The organism is Nevskia sp. (assembly GCF_023266035.1).
Classification (GTDB): Bacteria; Pseudomonadota; Gammaproteobacteria; order Nevskiales; family Nevskiaceae; genus Nevskia.
In genome coordinates, this window is the sequence record NZ_JAHFRY010000108.1 from 1 (window position 1) to 16,145 (window position 16,145).

14 protein-coding genes are annotated in these 16,145 nt (G+C 64.7%); 7 read left to right on the forward strand and 7 right to left on the reverse strand.

Going from position 1 to position 16,145, the window contains the following annotated elements:
• Positions 1–46 precede the first annotated feature (46 nt).
• Both Q0D45_RS15850 and Q0D45_RS15855 read right to left on the reverse strand, forming a co-directional pair.
• Positions 47–1,162 (reverse strand): DUF748 domain-containing protein, encoded by a 1,116-nt coding sequence (locus Q0D45_RS15850; protein ID WP_293394837.1) that lies wholly within the window; start codon positions 1,160–1,162, stop codon positions 47–49.
• Positions 1,159–1,944: a Crp/Fnr family transcriptional regulator gene (locus tag Q0D45_RS15855; protein ID WP_293394840.1), complete on the reverse strand. Its 786-nt coding sequence runs from the start codon at positions 1,942–1,944 to the stop codon at positions 1,159–1,161. Before Q0D45_RS15855 ends, Q0D45_RS15850 begins: the two co-directional genes overlap by 4 nt.
• Positions 1,945–2,206: 262 nt before the next feature.
• On the opposite strand from Q0D45_RS15855, the gene Q0D45_RS15860 reads away from it, so the two are divergent.
• A complete protein-coding gene (locus Q0D45_RS15860; protein ID WP_293394843.1) occupies positions 2,207–4,780 on the forward strand; it encodes a CHASE3 domain-containing protein in 2,574 nt (857 codons plus the stop codon).
• Here the strand turns inward: Q0D45_RS15860 and Q0D45_RS15865 are convergent.
• Positions 4,723–4,917 (reverse strand): hypothetical protein, encoded by a 195-nt coding sequence (locus tag Q0D45_RS15865; RefSeq protein ID WP_293394845.1) that lies wholly within the window; start codon positions 4,915–4,917, stop codon positions 4,723–4,725. The genes Q0D45_RS15860 and Q0D45_RS15865 overlap by 58 nt on opposite strands.
• 83 nt (positions 4,918–5,000) lie before the next feature.
• Positions 5,001–6,011 (reverse strand): sigma-54 dependent transcriptional regulator, encoded by a 1,011-nt coding sequence (locus Q0D45_RS15870; RefSeq protein ID WP_293394848.1) that lies wholly within the window; start codon positions 6,009–6,011, stop codon positions 5,001–5,003.
• Positions 6,012–6,353: 342 nt separating this feature from the next.
• Here Q0D45_RS15870 and Q0D45_RS15875 point away from each other — a divergent pair, with 342 nt between their 5' ends.
• From Q0D45_RS15875 to Q0D45_RS15900, 6 genes are all read left to right on the forward strand, one after another.
• Positions 6,354–6,668 carry a DUF883 family protein gene (locus Q0D45_RS15875; protein WP_293394851.1) on the forward strand — a complete coding sequence of 105 codons (315 nt, stop codon included), beginning with the start codon at positions 6,354–6,356 and terminating at the stop codon, positions 6,666–6,668.
• 27 nt (positions 6,669–6,695) lie between these two features.
• Positions 6,696–7,127 carry a phage holin family protein gene (locus Q0D45_RS15880; RefSeq protein WP_293394854.1) on the forward strand — a complete coding sequence of 144 codons (432 nt, stop codon included), beginning with the start codon at positions 6,696–6,698 and terminating at the stop codon, positions 7,125–7,127.
• Entirely contained in the window at positions 7,124–7,624 is a 501-nt protein-coding gene (locus tag Q0D45_RS15885; protein ID WP_293394857.1) for a hypothetical protein, read from the forward strand. The genes Q0D45_RS15880 and Q0D45_RS15885 overlap by 4 nt, the downstream gene beginning before the upstream one ends.
• Positions 7,621–8,040 (forward strand): hypothetical protein, encoded by a 420-nt coding sequence (locus Q0D45_RS15890; protein ID WP_293394860.1) that lies wholly within the window; start codon positions 7,621–7,623, stop codon positions 8,038–8,040. Before Q0D45_RS15885 ends, Q0D45_RS15890 begins: the two co-directional genes overlap by 4 nt.
• Before the next feature lie 130 nt (positions 8,041–8,170).
• Complete coding sequence (locus Q0D45_RS15895) at positions 8,171–9,574, forward strand: sigma-54 dependent transcriptional regulator (protein WP_293394863.1); 1,404 nt, start codon at positions 8,171–8,173, stop codon at positions 9,572–9,574.
• Positions 9,575–9,758: 184 nt separating this feature from the next.
• Entirely contained in the window at positions 9,759–13,298 is a 3,540-nt protein-coding gene (locus tag Q0D45_RS15900; protein ID WP_293394866.1) for a PAS domain-containing protein, read from the forward strand.
• Positions 13,299–13,432: 134 nt separating this feature from the next.
• Here Q0D45_RS15900 and Q0D45_RS15905 read toward each other — a convergent pair whose 3' ends face one another.
• The 3 genes from Q0D45_RS15905 to rpoN all read right to left on the reverse strand — a co-directional run bounded on the left by Q0D45_RS15905 (position 13,433) and on the right by rpoN (position 16,031).
• Positions 13,433–13,948, reverse strand: a complete 516-nt coding sequence (locus Q0D45_RS15905; protein ID WP_293394870.1) for a DUF4142 domain-containing protein — start codon at positions 13,946–13,948, stop codon at positions 13,433–13,435.
• A gap of 98 nt (positions 13,949–14,046) precedes the next feature.
• Positions 14,047–14,547 (reverse strand): response regulator, encoded by a 501-nt coding sequence (locus tag Q0D45_RS15910; RefSeq protein WP_293394873.1) that lies wholly within the window; start codon positions 14,545–14,547, stop codon positions 14,047–14,049.
• Positions 14,544–16,031, reverse strand: coding sequence for an RNA polymerase factor sigma-54 (gene rpoN / locus Q0D45_RS15915; RefSeq protein WP_293394876.1), 1,488 nt, complete (start codon positions 16,029–16,031; stop codon positions 14,544–14,546). The genes Q0D45_RS15910 and rpoN overlap by 4 nt, the downstream gene beginning before the upstream one ends.
• Between the last annotated feature and the right edge of the window lie 114 nt (positions 16,032–16,145).

Consider the following 16,145-nt stretch of genomic DNA (forward strand, 5'->3'; position numbering starts at 1 on the left):
AAGCTTTGCCAGCAGAGACTGAGCAGGGGCAGTTTGAAGCTGCCGTTCACGGCTTGTCCGGCTTGGCCTGCCGTTCGAAGCGCGGCTCGAACGCTGAAACGAATGCGTTCTTGAGCAGATTGATCACCGATGTGGACACTTCCACATTCGGCGCATCAAGCCGCCCCGAGAACGGCATCGTGGTCGCCAGCTGATCCTTGGCCTGGTTCTGCAGCACCAGGTTGAGGACGCTGCCGACGGCGTTGACGGCCAGTTCGAAGGGGTTGTGCTCGCCCTTCATTTCCTGTTTCCAGTCGACCACCTTGAGATCGGTGAACAGCGGTTTGACATAGCCTTCCACCGCGCCGTCCTTGCCGGTGGCTTCCAGGATCACGTCGAGCTTGCCTTCGGTGGGATCGAACGGCGTGTAGGCCTGCATGGCCGGGCGCATGCGCGCCACCTGCAGGCCGAGCAGCTTCATCTTCAAGGCGAAGTCCGGTTGCAGCGCGAAGGGATCGATCTGCAGATCCAGCGTCAGCTTCGACTGCGCCATCGCCAGCGCTTCGAGCTGCAGATCGGCAACCCGCTCGCCCTGTTCTTCGCCGGCATTGGTCAGATTGGTCAATACCGCTTCGACGTCGTCGAGATGCACGTCGACTTTCGGCTGGCTGTAGAGATCGTAGTAGTGAACCTGGCCGGAGACGATCTCCAGCCGATCGATGCGGAACGGCGTCAGCTGATCGAGCAGATCAGCCCAGTTCACGCCCTTGCCGGTCTGCGCCGCCTTGTCGCGGTGGCCAGCGGCGAAGCTGATGGTCGGTTTCAGCGCGCGGATGCGGGCAACGACAGTGCCCTTCATCAAGGCGAACCACAGCACCTGGATTTCCATCACCGGCGTGGCGAACAAGGGCTCGTCGACGGCGCTGTTCAGCTGCTGGATATGCACGCCCTGCAGCTCGTAGGAGCCGCGCCACAGCGCCACATGAACATCCTCGACATGGCCCTGATAGTTGCCCAGCGAGGCGAGGCGCTGGTTCAGCCAGCCCTTCATCGCATAGGGCAGCGCCAGGCGCGCGGCGATGCCGATGCCGATGACGATCGCCAGCCAATACGACCAGCGCCGGTCCCAGCGCCAATGCCGGACGTGGAACCATCGACGGCCAGCGGTAGGCGGCGAATTCAAGCGCGCACTTCGAAGCAATCGCTCAGCCGCGTCGCCGCGATCAGCGGCTGGCCGCTCCAGCGGGCCGGGCTGGCCGGTAGTGGCAGCAGGCGTTCGCTGGCCTTCCGGATCGCGCCATAGCATTCACAGCTCAGGCGTTCGAGCTGGCGACGGTCCAGCACCTTGATCTCGCTGCGGCCGCAGCGGATCACGCCGAGCTTGTGCAGCTTGAGCGTCGCCCGGCTGATGTTCTCGCGGCGCACGCCGAGCCGGGTGGCGATCTGTTCATGGGTGACGGCCAGGGTCTGGCCTGGGCGGTGGTCGTCGAAGCCCAGCAGCCAGCGACACAGTTGCTGATCGATCGAATGGTGACGATTGCAGACCGCCATCTGCGCTGTCTGCAACAGCAGGCGGTGCGTGTAGCGCAGCATCAGGGTCAGCATCGCCGAATTCCGGCCGGCTTCGTCGCGCAGCCGCTGTCCGCTCACCGAATAGGCGTAGCCGGCGCTCTGGACGAATGCCACGGTCGGGCCGCTGTCGTCGGCCATCAACGCTGCAATGCCGACCAGGCCCTCGCTGCCGATCTGGGAAATCTCGGCACCGTCGCCACCCGCGGTCTGGCAGCTCAGGGAGACGATGGCTCCGGCCGGAAAGTAGACCTTGCTCGGCGGCTGTCCGCCTTCTTGCAGCACCGTGCCTTGCGGCAGATGGACCAGCTTCAGATCGGCGGCCAGCCCTTGCTGGACATCGGCGGGCAGTGCGGCGAGCAGATGGTTGTGTGGGTGCACCAGGATGTGGGGCATGGCGGTCCTTCCTGCAAATCCTTGAAAGTCGCGGATCGGAAATCTTCGGCCGGCAAGGGTCCTGAAAGACGGCTCAGCCTGGCAGTAGCGCCAGGACTTGAACCGCTTGGGGTCGATCGCGACCTGTTCAGAGCAAGACAGCAAGTCCCGGGCCCGGGACTTGAACGGGCGCTGCATGGAGGTGCCCAGCTAAAATGGTTAAACCGGCAAGATTTCCCAGCAGCAGCCAACAAGAACCCCCGGTTCGGGCAAGCGCAACACGATGAAGGCTTCACTCAAGGCGACACTTTTTCTCGGCGCTGCTGCCGCGGTGATCCTGCTGTTGACCAGCGTCGTGCTGGCAGTCGCGAACATTCGCCAACTGCATGATCGTTCCTACTGGGTGGCGCATACCCAGGACGTGATCCACGGTTTCGACAGGCTGGTATTGCTGAACACCACGGCCGAAAGCAGCCAGCGCGGCTACCTGTTGACCGGCGAACCCCGTTATCTGGGGCCGTATATCGCGGCCGTCGGCAGCGTCGGCGAAGTGGCCGACGAACTGCAGCGTCTGGTCGCCGACAATCCGCAGCAGCGTGAGCGGTTTTCCGCGCTGCGTCAGCAGATCCAGGCGCGGCTGAGCACGCTGGCAGAGCTCATCGATGACCGGAAGGCCGGCAGCTTCGACATCGCCCATGAGCTGCAGGTGCTCGATCGCGGCAAGCAGCAGATGGAGGTGCTGCGGACCACCGTCGACGAGATGATCGCCGACGAGCGCGGGCTGCTGACGATGCGCGAGCAGCGCTACGAGCACACCTATCAGACCGCGCTGATCAGCGGCGCGCTGTCGGGCGTGCTGGCGCTGGGCGCGATCGTCGCCTATCTGCTGCTGCTGCGCCGGCATCTGCTGCAGCTCGATGCCGCCAACCAGGTCATCGCCGAGCAGGCGGAACGTTTGCGGACCACGCTGGCCAGCATCGGTGACGCAGTCATCTCGACCGATTGCGATGCCGCGATCACCAACATGAATGCGGTGGCCGAGGAGTTGACCGGCTGGCCCCTGGCCGATGCGCTCGGCAAGCCGCTGGATCAGGTATTCCGGATCATCAACGAGAGCAGCCGCAAGACGGTGGCCAATCCGGCCACGCGAGCGCTCAGCGAAGGCGTCATCGTCGGCCTGGCCAACCACACCTTGCTGATCGCCCGGGACGGCGTCGAACGGCCGATCGACGACAGCGCCGCGCCAATCCGCTGCAAGGATGGCGAGATCGTCGGCTGCGTGCTGGTATTCCGCGATGTCAGCGAAAAGCGTGACGCCGAGCTGCGGCTGGAGCGCAGCGAGCGGCGGCTGCAGTCGGTGATGAACGCCATCCCGCAGAAGATCTTCACCGCCAGGCCGAATGGCGACATCGATTACTTCAATCCGCACTGGTCGGAGTACACGGGTCTGAGCGCGGCCCAGCTTGATGGCTGGTTGTGGACGCAAGCGATTCATCCCGACGATCTGGCCGAGAACCTCAGGGTCTGGCAGCAGGCCATCGATAGCGGCGAGCCGTTCATGTTCGAACACCGGTTCCGGCGTGCCGACGGCGAATACCGCTGGCATCTCAGCCGTGCCAAGGCGCTCGCCGACGACAACGGCGAGGTGTTGCTCTGGGTCGGCGCCAATACCGATATCCACGAGCAGAAGCAGACCGCGAACGAACTGCGCGACATCGCCGCCCAGCTCGCGGAAGCCGATCTGCGCAAGAACAACTTCCTGGCCATGCTGGCCCATGAGCTGCGCAATCCGCTGGCGCCGATCGGCAACGCCGTGCGCACCGTGCAGATGTTTTCCGAAGACGCGACGGTGGTTCAATCGACAGCGTCGCTGATGGAGCGGCAGGTCCAGCAGATCGTCCGTCTGGTCGACGATCTGCTCGATGTCAGCCGGATCAGCCACGGCAAGATCGAGCTGCGCCGCGAGTGCGTGGAGCTGGCGCAGATCATCCAGGTGGCGGTGGAGACCTGCCGTCCCGCGCTCGACGCCGCCGGCCATCAACTGAGCGTTGCGCTGCCGTCAGAGTCGGTGCTGCTCGATGCCGATCCGGCGCGGCTGGCGCAGTCGTTCGGCAACCTGCTCAACAACGCCTGCAAGTACAGCGAACCGGGTGGCCATATCTACCTGACGGCGACTTGCGAGGGCAACGAGGCAGTGGTGTCGGTCAAGGACACCGGCATCGGTATCGCAGCCAACCGGCTGAGCAATATCTTCGAGCTGTTCAACCAGGTGGATCAGTCGCAGGAACGCTCCCAGGGCGGCCTCGGCATCGGCCTGACCCTGGTGCAGCAGCTGGTGGGCCTGCACGGCGGTTCGGTGCGCGCCTACAGCGATGGCCCCGGGCACGGCAGCGAATTCGTGGTGCGGTTGCCGGTCATCGTCGAGCGTCTTGCGGAGGCACCTGCTCCGCTGCTCCGCGTGGAACCGAAAGCACCGCTGGCCTGGCGCATCCTGGTCGTCGACGACAACCAGGATTCGGCAGCGTCGCTGACCTTGCTGCTGGAATTGAGCGGCAACGAAACCGCCATGGCGCACGACGGCCTCGAAGCGCTGCGCATCTTCGAGACCTTCAAGCCGGAAGTCGTGCTGCTCGATATCGGGCTGCCCAAGCTCAACGGCTACGAAGTGGCGCGCAAGATCCGATCACTGCCCGGCGGCGACCGGATCACCCTGGTGGCGCTGACCGGCTGGGGGCAGGAAGACGATCGGCGCAAGACCCGCGAAGCCGGCTTCGACAAGCATCTGGTCAAGCCCGCGAACTACGCGGAGTTGACGGCGTACCTGGAAACGCTGCGCGCCGAGGCTGCCGATTCCTGAGGGGGAAGCGGGGGCGGCATCGAGTTGTCGATCGTCGTCAGGTTCGGCGGGCGAACCGTCAGCGCGTCGTCGTCACCGACGCCGGCCGTGACGGTGGACTTGATCTGATCCCAGCTGTCGATGCGATTCCATCTCATGGCTGCGCTCCTCGGATGTTTCCTGGTTCGGAGCCAGGAAATCAGCAGCCGGCGTGCCCAGCGAAGCTGCCTCAGGAGTCGTTCTAGGAATCAGGCCCGGTCGCGTCGATGCGATAAGCCTCGAGCCGGTTGTACAGCGTCTTCAGGCTGACCCCGAGGGTCTGCGCCGTCTGCCGCTTGTCGCCGGCAAAATGTTCCAGCGTCGCCAGGATCATTTCGCGCTCGGCGTCGGCCAGTGGCGTGCCGATGCTGATCTGCAGATGGCCGTCGCGCCGGGTCGGCTTGCGCGGCGCGGCACTGGCCGGGATGGTCGGCAGTTCCAGCACTTCGTCGGCCAGGATGAAGGCGCGGCTGACGGTGTTCTTCAGTTCGCGGACATTGCCCGACCATTGCTGCATCTGCAGTTGCCGCAGATACGGACGCGAGAAGGTTTTCTTGCTGCCTTCCTTGGCATTGAGCCCATCGAGAAAATGCTGGGCCAGCACCGGCACGTCACCGTCGCGTTCGCGCAGGCTCGGCACCCGGATCGGAAACACGGCGAGGCGATACATCAGATCCTCGCGGAAGCGGCCTTCGCGTACCGAGGCTTCCATGTCCCGATTGGTGGCGGCGACCACGCGCACGTCAGCGCTGATCGTTTCCGAACCGCCGACCCGCTGGAAGCGCCGTGATTCGAGCACGCGCAGCAGCTTGACCTGCATCTCCAGCGGCATCTCGGTGACTTCATCGAGGAAGATGGTGCCGCCGCTGGCGCGCTCGAAATAGCCGGCGCGCTGGCGATCGGCGCCGGTGAAGCTGCCTTTCTCATGACCGAGCAATTCGGCCTCGATCAGGCTCGCCGCAATGGCGCCGCAATTGACCGCCACGAACGGCCCCTTGGCCCGCACGCTGAGCGTATGCAGGGCCTGGGCGACGGCCTCCTTGCCGGTGCCGCTCTCGCCGATGATCAGCACCGTCGCCTGGGTGGGCGCCACGCGGCGGATCTGATCGCGAAGCCGGACCATCACCGGGGCCTGGCCGATCAGGCCGGCGAGTGCGGGATCACTGGCCGAAGAGACGTCTGACGCGGGCGGGCTGGGAGACGCGTTGTTCAAGGTCGGAGCGGGTGATCAGTGGCAGGCGAGCCGCTGGCCTGAAATTACCGGCGGTTTGTAAAGGTTACTCGAAGCGATCGGCCGCCATGAACCATTTGCGGGCTCGCCCCGAACCTGCCTCGACCCTGCCCCGAACGGAGAGCGGCGATGTTCAGCGCCTCAGGCCTTGGCGATCGCCAAGGCCTGTTCTTGTGATGCCTCGGCGGGCCGGGGCAGGCACGCAACCTGCCCCCCTTCAGTGCAGCGGCGTCGTGTGACGTCGACAACAAGCTGGTCGTGACGCCGTACAGCGTCAGCAGCCCGCCGGAGTTTCATTCCGGTCATTTCACCAAGGAGAACACCATGGACGATTACAAGCAGCAGAACGGCAATCTGGCTTCGAGCGCACGTGATCTGGCGAGCAATGCCGAAGAGCTGATGCGGCAGACCGCAGCGGTTTCCAATGACAGCATCGCCGTCCTCCGCGAAAAGCTGCAGGAAAGCCTGAAGGTTGCCCGCACCCAGATCGCCAATGCCCAGGACTATGCGGTCGAGCGCGGCAAGCAGGCAGTCACCGCCACCGATACCTATGTCCACGAAAAGCCTTGGCAGGCGATCGCCGTCGCCGCGCTGTTCGGCGCGCTGATCGGCTTCATCAGCAGTGGTTCGCGCCGCTGATCCGCGTCGCCAAGGAGAGCCACGCTCGTGACCCCGTCGCAAGGTAGCGTTGCCGATAAACCTCTGTCGGATCCCCCGCTGTCCGATACTTTGCGGCGGCTGGTCGCGCAGTCGATGAACGTGCTGCAAGGCCGTTTCGAGCTGTTCAAGCTGGAAATCCACGAGGAGCGAGTACGGCTGGGGCAGTTGCTCAGCCGCGGCCTGCTCGCCGCCTTGTCGATCTTCCTGGCCGTGCAGCTGATCGCCATGCTGATCGTCGCCCTCAGCTGGGATACGCAGTGGCGGATTCCGGTGGTCGTCGGTCTGGCCGTGACCTGCATCGTCATCGCCCTGCGCGCGGCGGCGTCCTACCGCGCCGTTGTGTCGTCGACCCTGTTCGAGGACAGCGCCAACGCGCTGGCCGAGGACAAGCAGGAAATCCGCGACATCAAGCAGGACATCAAAGAGGCAAGACGATGAGCGATCGCGATGCGGATCATGCCGCTCAGCGTCAAAGGGTTCTGGCGCGCATCGAGCATGACCGTCAACAACTGGCGGGCACGATCGACGAATTGCGTCGGCCGCTGCACAGCCTTCACCAGCTGCAGAAAAATACCCGGGCGATCGTCCCGGCACTATTTGCCGCGGGCGCGGCATTCCTGATTCTCAGGGCGGTGCGCGGCAGCAGCAGGAACCGGCGCATCGACAAGGCTCTGGCCGATGTGCATCGGAGCCATTATCCGGTGGTGCAGGCCAAGCGCGGTACCCGCTGGTTCGCCTGGGTGCTGAAGTTCGTCAGCGCCTATCGAATCGCCGTGGCGGTCAGCGAAACCGTGCGTTCGGTCAGCCATGCCGCTGGCTCAGCGCCGCAAAGGTCCATCAGGGCCATCGGGCCATCGGCTGGAACAACGGGTTTCAGATCGGCCGGCTCCCAGGTCAGCCGATCGCATCCCACTCTCGAGAGGAATCCAACATGAATCTCAATACCAGCACGCTGAACGCGGCCGCATCGACGGCCGCTTCGAAAGCCGAGCACTTCGTCGACGCCGCCAGGCCGCGCCTGCGAGATGTCGCCAGCTCGGCCTTGGACACCATCAGGCCGGTGATCGCGTTCGCGCTGCCATTGGCGCGACGGGTGAACTGGCAGCTGGTCGCCTTCGGTCTGGCGGCCGGTGCTGCGGGTTATCTGATCCGTGCCAGCGTCGGCTCGGCGGCCGAGCGCAAGGCGAAGATCGCCGGCGCCAAAGCGCAGGAACTCAATCGCTGGGAAAACGAAGGCGGCATGATCGCCACCTCGACGCCGCCCCCCTCGACGGCCTGGTTGCCCGAGCGTGCGGCGGATGCCGATGGCGATGTCCCCGCCACCAGCGACAAGCCGGCTCTGCAAAGCTGAAGCCTCGCCGAGGACAGTTGAGGGCGGCTGACGGCTTCGATTAAGGTGGTACGGTGCTCTGAAGCGGCACCGTACTAACTGGAGCGGGCGGGTGAAACGAATGTTGCGGATGGTTCGGGGGAAAAGCTGAATGGCGCATGCTCTGATCGTCGATGACGACGAGAACACGCGCGAGTCGATGGCCGCGCTGGTCGAAGCCGAAGGCTTCACCACGGCCTGCGCGGCGGACTTGCGGGCGGCGCATATCCAGCTGACCCGGCAGCAGCCGGACATCGTGCTGATCGATCTGCACCTGCCGGATGGCGATGGCCTCGATCTGATCGATGCCATCGAGAACCGCTCCGAGACCGAGATCATCCTGATCACCGGCAATGCCAGTGTCGATACCGCGATCGCTGCGCTCAGGGCCGGTGCGGCCGATTATCTGGTCAAGCCGGTCAACATCGCCCGCCTGCGTTCGATCCTGCAGCGGGTGCCCAAGGCTTCGGATCTGAAGTCGCAGATCGGAGCCTTGCGCAGCGAACTGCGGCGGGTCGGTTACTTCGGCCACATGCTCGGCAAGTCGCCGATCATGAGCGTGCTTTACGACCAGATCAGCCGCGTGGCGCCGACGGCGGCCACCGTGCTGCTGATCGGCGAGAGCGGCACCGGCAAGGAACTGGCGGCGCAGACGCTGCACGAGATGAGCCGGCGGCCGAAGCAGCCGTTCATGGCGGTGAACTGCGGCGCCATCTCGCCGAACCTGATCGAAAGCGAAATGTTCGGTCACGAGAAGGGCAGCTTCACCGGTGCCGATCGTCAGCATCGCGGCTATTTCGAACGCGCCGACGGCGGCACCTTGTTCCTCGATGAAATCACCGAGATGCCGGTGGAGCTGCAGGTGAAACTGCTGCGCGTGCTGGAAACCGGCAAGTTCATGCGCATCGGCACCGACAAGGAAGTGGAGACCGACGTCCGCGTCATCGCCGCCACCAATCGTGATCCGGAAGCGGCGGTGGCGGCCGGCAAGCTCAGAGCCGATCTCTATCACCGGCTCAACGTGTTCCCGATCCAGATGCCGCCTCTGCGCGAACGGGTCGGCGATGTCGAGCTGCTGGCGCAGCGTTTCCTCGACGAGCTCAACCAGGCGCACGACACCCACAAGACCTTCCCGCCGGAAGGCCTGGGCAAACTCGCGGCGCATCGCTGGCCGGGCAATGTCCGCGAGCTGCGCAATTTCGTGCAGCGCGCCTACATCATGGGCGAAGAAGTGATCGACATCGGCAGTGCGCTGTCGCTGGTCGCCGCGCCCGCCGAAACAGCTGCCCCGGCACCGGAAACGGTGATCGAGATTCCGGTCGGCATGTCGCTGGCCGCCGCTGAAAAGCAGCTGATTCTCGCCGCGTTCGCGATGTACGGCGGGGTCAAGAAGTACACCGCGGAGCAGCTCGGCATCAGCCTCAAGACGCTCTACAACCGGCTTGAGGAATACGGGCTGCAGGGCGCTGGTGTCGAAGGCGGTGAAATCACTGCCAAGGCGACGTCCAGCGACTAGTCGCCGCCGGGTACGCCGCTTGCTCATTGCCTCCCCCGGAAGGAAAGTCTGACGGCGATGATGCGGCGGTAGGGGACGGCGTGAACATGCAGTTTCAACACCAGGCAAGGTCTTTTGGGCCGCTTCGATCGACGATCGCGCCGGCTGTGCCTGTGTGCGGGCAATGGAAAGATTTACTCCCGTGGTGAGCAAGAAAAGCCGGATTGACGAAGCGGCGGCGCGCAGGCAGCAGCGGCTCAGCGCCGCCATGGGCATTGGTTACTGCGAGGGCGATCCGCGCAGCGGTATTTTCCTGTTCGACGAAACAGCCGCCCAGCTGCTCGATCTTCCGGCGGGTGTGCCGCTGCCGATCAGCGAATGTCTGAGCCGCATTCATCCGCGTGATCTGCTGGCGATCGAAAAGATTGCCGCCGGGCTGATGGCCTCCGGCGACGGCGCCGAGGCCGATTTTCGCTACGGCCGGAATGGCCAGGCGCGCAGTCTGAACGCCACCGCCTGCGTCGAGCGCGATGCCGCAGGTCAGGCCGTGCAGCTGACCATCGGCCTACGCGACATCACGGCGGCTCGCCGCGCGCGTTCCGAGCTACGCGACGTGAAGCAGCGCTTCAGCGTGCTGATCGAAAACGTCGACGATGTGTTCTGGATCGTCGACTGGCAGCCCCGGCGGCTGATCTACGTCAGCCCGAGCTACAGCCGCTGCTGGGGGTTCGACGAAGCCGCGCTGCTGGGCGGCGAGTCGCGCTGGGTGGACAAGATCCATCGTGCCGATCGAGCCGCGGCTGCCGCTGCATTCGAGGCGCTCGGCGAGGCCCAGGAAGGCAATGATCACTTCGCGATCGAGTACCGCATCGTCCTCGACAACGGCGAGCAGCGCTGGATCCGCGATCGCGGCATTGCCGTGCGAGCCGCCGATGGCTCGATCGAACGAGTGGTCGGCATCGCCGAAGACATCACCGACCGGCGCACTGTTGTACGCGAACTTGCCGAGCGCGAGCAGAACCTGCATCAGGCGATGGAAGCCGCGCAGCTGCACGTCTGGACCCTGCATTCGCCAACCCGCCGCCTGAGCATTTCCGACACGCTGTGCGCGATGTTCGGCCTGAACTCCGAAGCCTGCCGCCGGCTCGGGCCGTGGCGGCGGCGGCTGCACTCGAAGGACCGGGTGCGGGTCGAAGCGGCGCTGCGCAAGCTGATGGCCGACGGCATCCCGCTGCGCGAGGAATTCCGCGTTCAGCGGATCGACGGCAGCATCACCTGGCTCGATGCCCGCGCCATCCTGATTGCCGATGAAGACGGTCAGGGCGCGGAAGTGCACGGCGTGGCGGCCGACATCACCGAACGCAAGCAGCGTGAGCAGATGCAGAACGCCAGCGGCAGGCGCCTGCAACTGGCCCTCGACGCAGCGCATCTGTTCGCCTGGAGCTACGACCCGGTCAACAACAAGGTCGATGGCGATGCGGGAATCTTTCAGCTGTTCTTCGGCGAGCGAGAAAGGCCCTCGTATACGGTTCAGGACTGGCGTGATGCCGTCCATCCCGAAGATTTGCCGAGAGTTGCGACGGCGCTCAGGGAAACGTTGGCCGGCGGCGCCGAATTCGATGCAGAGTACCGGGTGATCTGGGGCGACAAGACCGTCCACTGGGTTCGTTCACAGCTGGTCATGGTTCAGGACGACGAGGGCTCCGCGATTGGTTACGGCGTACTCGGCGACATCACCGAGCGCCGCCATGTCGAGCAGCAGTTGCGGCGAAGCGAGCGCGAGCTGCGCACCATCGCCGCCGCGGTGCCGATCGGCATCGCCCGCATCGGCAGTGATCTGCGCTACCAGTTCATGAACCAGGCGTTCGCGGCGCTGATGCGCTCGACAACGCCGGACCAGTTCATCGGCCGCAGCATCGCCGAGGTCGCGGGTGAACAGGCCTTGGCCGGCATCAGGCCCTACGTCTCCCAGGTGCTGTCCGGTCAGACTGCCGATTACCAGATTCGGGTGCAGCTGCCGATCGGCGAGCGCTACATCCACGCCAACTACACACCGGAGTGGAACGAGGCCGGCGAGGTCACCGGCTTCATCGCGGTGATCATGGACATCACCGAGCGAACCCTGGCCGAAGGCAAGCTCTACGAACGCGAACGCGAGTTCGAGACGCTGGCCGAGAACGCGCCGGATCTGATTGCCCGCGTCGATCGCGATCTCGCCTACCTGTACATCAACCGGGTCGCGGAATCGGCGTTCGGTATCAATCGCGATGCCTATGTCGGGCGTACGGCGGACGATCTCAGCTTCCCGCCGCAATACGTCAGCGCCACCACCGAGATCATCACCGCCGCGTTCGCCCGGGGCGTGGAGCAATCCGCCAGCTTCAGCCTGCCGCATGGCCGCGAGCGCAGCCACTGCAGCCACTGCAGCTACTTCAGTGCCCGCGCGGTGCCGGAGTTCGATCGCGGCGGCATGCTCGAATCGGTGCTGCTGATCGTCTACGACATCAGCGAAAGGATGCGTGGCCAGGCCGAGCGCGAAACCTTGCTGGCCCGCGAGCACGAGGCGCGCAAGCAGGCCGAAGCGGCCGCCCGTGGCCGCGACGAATTCCTCGCCATCGTGTCGCACGAACTGCGCTCGCCGCTGAACGGCATCCAGAACTGGGCGCACGTGCTGGAAAGCGTTCCGGGCAATGGCAACAAGCTGATGCTGCGGGCGATCGCCGGCATCAAGATCGGCGTCGAACAACAGGTGCGCCTGATCGACGATCTGCTCGACGCCACCCGCATCATCACCGGCAAGCTGAGCCTGCTGCTGACACCGGTGAAACTGGTGCCGGTGATCGCCGCCTCGATCGCCAGCGTGCGCGACAAGGCGCTGGCCAAGCACATCGAGCTGCACACCGAGGTCGAACTCGGCGACGAAGCCATCGAAGGGGATGCCGATCGCCTGCAGCAGATCGTCTGGAACCTGCTGTCCAACGCCATCAAGTTCACGCCGTCCGGCGGTCACGTCTGGTTGTCGGCAAGCCGCGAGAACGATATCGCGGTGATCCGGATCCGCGACGATGGCCGTGGTATCGATGCCGATTTCCTGCCGCAGTTGTTCGAGCGTTTCCGGCGCGACGAAACCGGCAACAGTCGCGGCCAGGGCGGCCTTGGCCTGGGTTTGATGCTGGTCCGCAATCTCTGCGAACTGCATCGCGGCAGTGTCGTTGCCGCCAGCCCTGGCCCGGGGCTCGGTGCGCTGTTCACGGTGCGCCTGCCGTTGCGCAAGTCCGGCACTGCGGCGGTGTCGGCGATCGTGCCGTTCCCACTCGATCAGGCGGGAACGCTGCCGAGCTTGAGCGGCCTGCGGCTGCTGCTGGTCGATGACCATGTCGAATCGCGTGATCCGCTGGCCGTGCTGCTGTCGCAGACCGGTGCCGTGGTCGACGTACTGTCGTCCGGCGAGGAAGTCGTACGGTTGGTCAGGCAGGGTTTTGACGAGCAGCCGCCGGATCTGCTGATCTGCGACATCGCCATGCCCGGCCAGGACGGTTACGAGACGGTGAGATTGATCCGCGAGTTCGAGCAGAGCCGCGGCCAGCCGACGATGCCGGCAATCGCCCTGACCGCATTCGCGCAGAACGAAGATCGCGCCCGCGCGCTGGAGGCCGGCTTCCAGACCCATATCGCCAAACCGGTGATCGTCAAGGAACTGATCGCGACGATCGCCTCGCTGGCGCCGGTGCGCGGCAACGCTTAGTCGGCGTCCGGGTAGTCGGCGTCAGGCCTTGTGATGACGAATAGTCGGCCAGTCGCGTTGCGGCTTGCTGGCCAGGCAAGCCGGGCGCGGCGGAAGAAGGAGTGCTCGGCCGTGCCCCGCAGAATTCGCAGTGCTCAGTAACTTTTCCTGATCGTTTCGATGCCTTCCAGATGCGACTGGATCAAGGGCAGTTCCCGACGCGCGAACTCAGCGATCGCGGCGTCGCTGAAGCCGGTCGCTTTCTCGAACGCGCCGACATCGCGCTTGTGGTCGATGTGGATCGAGCGGATGAAGCGTTTGTCGAAGTCGTCGGGCTCGGCATCGATCAGATCGTTGAGACCGTCGCGCTTGTCGTCGCTGATCACGGCCGGGACTGTCACCTGCGCTTCGAGCGCCAGCAATTCGAGCCGGCTCAGCAGCCGGGTCTGGTCGCGCATCATCAGCCGGCCGTAGTCGCGGATCGCCGCGCTGCTGCCGCGCCGGGCAGCGAGCTGGCCTTCCTCGTAGTCCATCAGCCGGGCATCGACCATCTCGACCAGAAACTTCGCCGCCGGCTCGCTGACGGCCATCGATTTCGCTTGGTTGATCTGCCTGGCCGTGCTGACGCTATCGGGTTCTTCCGGCGGCTTGCTGCTGGCGCAGGCGGACATCGCGGCAGCAGCCAGCAGACACATCAACAAGCGCTGGAATCGCGACTTTGAAGGCCGCGATCCGGCGCGGTGCTGCAGCCGTGCCGCGCGCAGCGCTGTCATCTCTTGTCCGCCGATGACTCCAGCAGATTGCGGACCACGCTCAGCAGTTCGTCGATCTTGTAAGGCTTGCGCAGGAAGGCGTCGTAACCGGTGAAATTCTGCCGGACCATGTCTTCGCTGGTGCCGCTGTTCATCACGATCGGGATGTTCTGCGTGGCCGGGTTGGCACGCAGGCGGCGGCCCATTTCGGCGCCATTCATCAAAGGCATCATGAAATCGAGAATCACCAGTTCCGGTGTCACCAGATCCATGCGCTCGAGCCCATCCAGGCCGTTGGCAGCGGTGTAAACCCGATAGCCGCTGTCGGTGAGGATGGCTTCCAGCGGTTCGCTGTTGCTGGCTTCGTCATCGACGATCAGCACGGTGCCGATGAACGCGTCGCCGTTCTTGTCTACCGAGCTGTCCTCAGCCGCGTTGGAGCCCGAATGAGAACCAGAGTGGCAAAAGGGCCGTGTGTTCTCGGCCGAGTATTCGTGATGGGTCTGTGGGTTGTTCATGGCTGGCACCGCATTTCGACCGGCGGCAGCTTCAGCTGATTCCGGTATTTGGTGACGGTTCGGCGAGCGACGCAGATACCGTTTTCGGTCAGCATCTTCGCGAGGCTGACGTCAGACAGCGGCGCCTCGCGATTCTCGCCCTCGATCATTTCCTTGATCGCCGCTCGCACTGCGGTGGCCGAGCAGCTGCCGCCGGTATCGGTGCTGAGCTTGCGCGAGAAGAAATGCTTGAACTCGAAGGTGCCGCGCGGCGTCGCCATGTACTTCTTGCTGGTGGCGCGCGACAGGGTGGATTCGTGCAGGCCCAGTTCGTCGGCGATCTCGCGCAGCAGCAGCGGCTTCAGGGCGATCTCGCCGTACTCGAAGAAGGCGCGCTGGCGGGCGACGATCGCTTCAGCCACCTGCTTGATGGTGACGTAGCGCTGCTCGATGTTGCGCAGCAGCCAGCGCGCTTCCTGCAGCTGCTGCTGCATCGCCGGGTACTTGCCATCGCGCGACATGCGCAGCAGATCGATGCAGCCGCTGTTCAGGCGGGCTTTCGGCATGACCGCCGGATTGATGACCGCGTTGAGCTTGCCCTTCTGGCGGACGACGATGACATCCGGCACCACGTAGTCGACACGGGCGGCGGCGAAGTTCGCGCCCGGATGTGGCTCCAGGGTGCGGATCAGCGCATGGGCTTCATGGATCGCCGGCTCGCTGCAATCGAGGCGCCGCTGCAGTTCGCGATGATCGCGCTTGGCCAGCAGTTCGAGGTGACCGGTGAGCTTCATCGCCAGGCTGCGGCCCGGGGTGCCGGCAGCAGTGGCGCGCAACTGCAGCATCAGGCACTCGGGCAGGTCGCGGGCACCGACGCCGGCCGGATCGAACTGCTGGACGATGCGGATGCCTTCGGCGATTTCGTCTTCGCTGAGCGGCTGCTCCAGTTCCAGGGCCAGCGCGGTATCGGCCACGTCGTCGCGCAGATAGCCGTGCTCATCGAGGGTTTCGATGACCAGCACTGCGGCGAGGCGCTGCCGCTCGTCGAGCTGGATGCCGCAGACCTGGGCATGCAGGTGTTCACGCAAGGTGGTTTCGGCGGACACCCAGTTGCAGGGATCGGCTTCCGGATCGCCGCTGACACCACGCGACAGGGTTTCGAAGCCGGGCGCGGGCAGCTCGTTCCAGTCCGCTGCCTGCAGGGACGACACTTCGACGCCGTCCACCGTGTAGCGGTCGCTCTCGGCTTCGAACTGGGCAACGTCCGAGCCCGACTCGCCGTCCTGACGCAGCGCGGCAATCTCGTTCGCCTGATCGGCGGCGGCGACTTCGGCGCTCTGCTCGCTGGTGTCGCCTTCTTCGAGAAACGGATTGCTGGCCAGTTCCTGCTGGAACTCTTCCTGGAATTCGAGCGCCGACATCTGCAGCAGACGCATCGCCTGCTGCAGCTGCGGCGAAGCGGACATCTGCTGTCTGGCGGCAATGGAGAACGAGGATTGGGTCATTGCAACGACTCCGGCTTGAGGGCGGCGTAAGGACTGTTAGCGTTAAAGGGGCACAGTCCATGCCATTCGAAAAAATCTATCTGGAACAAATGCTTGAGATAATTCTTCGAGTTT

Excerpts from the sequence above, each read along its gene's own strand:
- Q0D45_RS15890 (WP_293394860.1), top strand. The coding sequence starts at position 7,621 with ATGAATCTCAATACCAGCACGCTGAACGCGGCCGCATCGACGGCCGCT.
- Q0D45_RS15895 (WP_293394863.1), top strand. The coding sequence starts at position 8,171 with ATGGCGCATGCTCTGATCGTCGATGACGACGAGAACACGCGCGAGTCG.
- Q0D45_RS15860 (WP_293394843.1), top strand. The coding sequence starts at position 2,207 with ATGAAGGCTTCACTCAAGGCGACACTTTTTCTCGGCGCTGCTGCCGCG.
- Q0D45_RS15905 (WP_293394870.1), bottom strand. The coding sequence starts at position 13,948 with ATGTCCGCCTGCGCCAGCAGCAAGCCGCCGGAAGAACCCGATAGCGTC.
- Q0D45_RS15875 (WP_293394851.1), top strand. The coding sequence starts at position 6,354 with ATGGACGATTACAAGCAGCAGAACGGCAATCTGGCTTCGAGCGCACGT.
- rpoN (WP_293394876.1), bottom strand. The coding sequence starts at position 16,031 with ATGACCCAATCCTCGTTCTCCATTGCCGCCAGACAGCAGATGTCCGCT.
- Q0D45_RS15865 (WP_293394845.1), bottom strand. The coding sequence starts at position 4,917 with ATGAGATGGAATCGCATCGACAGCTGGGATCAGATCAAGTCCACCGTC.
- Q0D45_RS15910 (WP_293394873.1), bottom strand. The coding sequence starts at position 14,547 with ATGAACAACCCACAGACCCATCACGAATACTCGGCCGAGAACACACGG.
- Q0D45_RS15885 (WP_293394857.1), top strand. The coding sequence starts at position 7,124 with ATGAGCGATCGCGATGCGGATCATGCCGCTCAGCGTCAAAGGGTTCTG.
- Q0D45_RS15855 (WP_293394840.1), bottom strand. The coding sequence starts at position 1,944 with ATGCCCCACATCCTGGTGCACCCACACAACCATCTGCTCGCCGCACTG.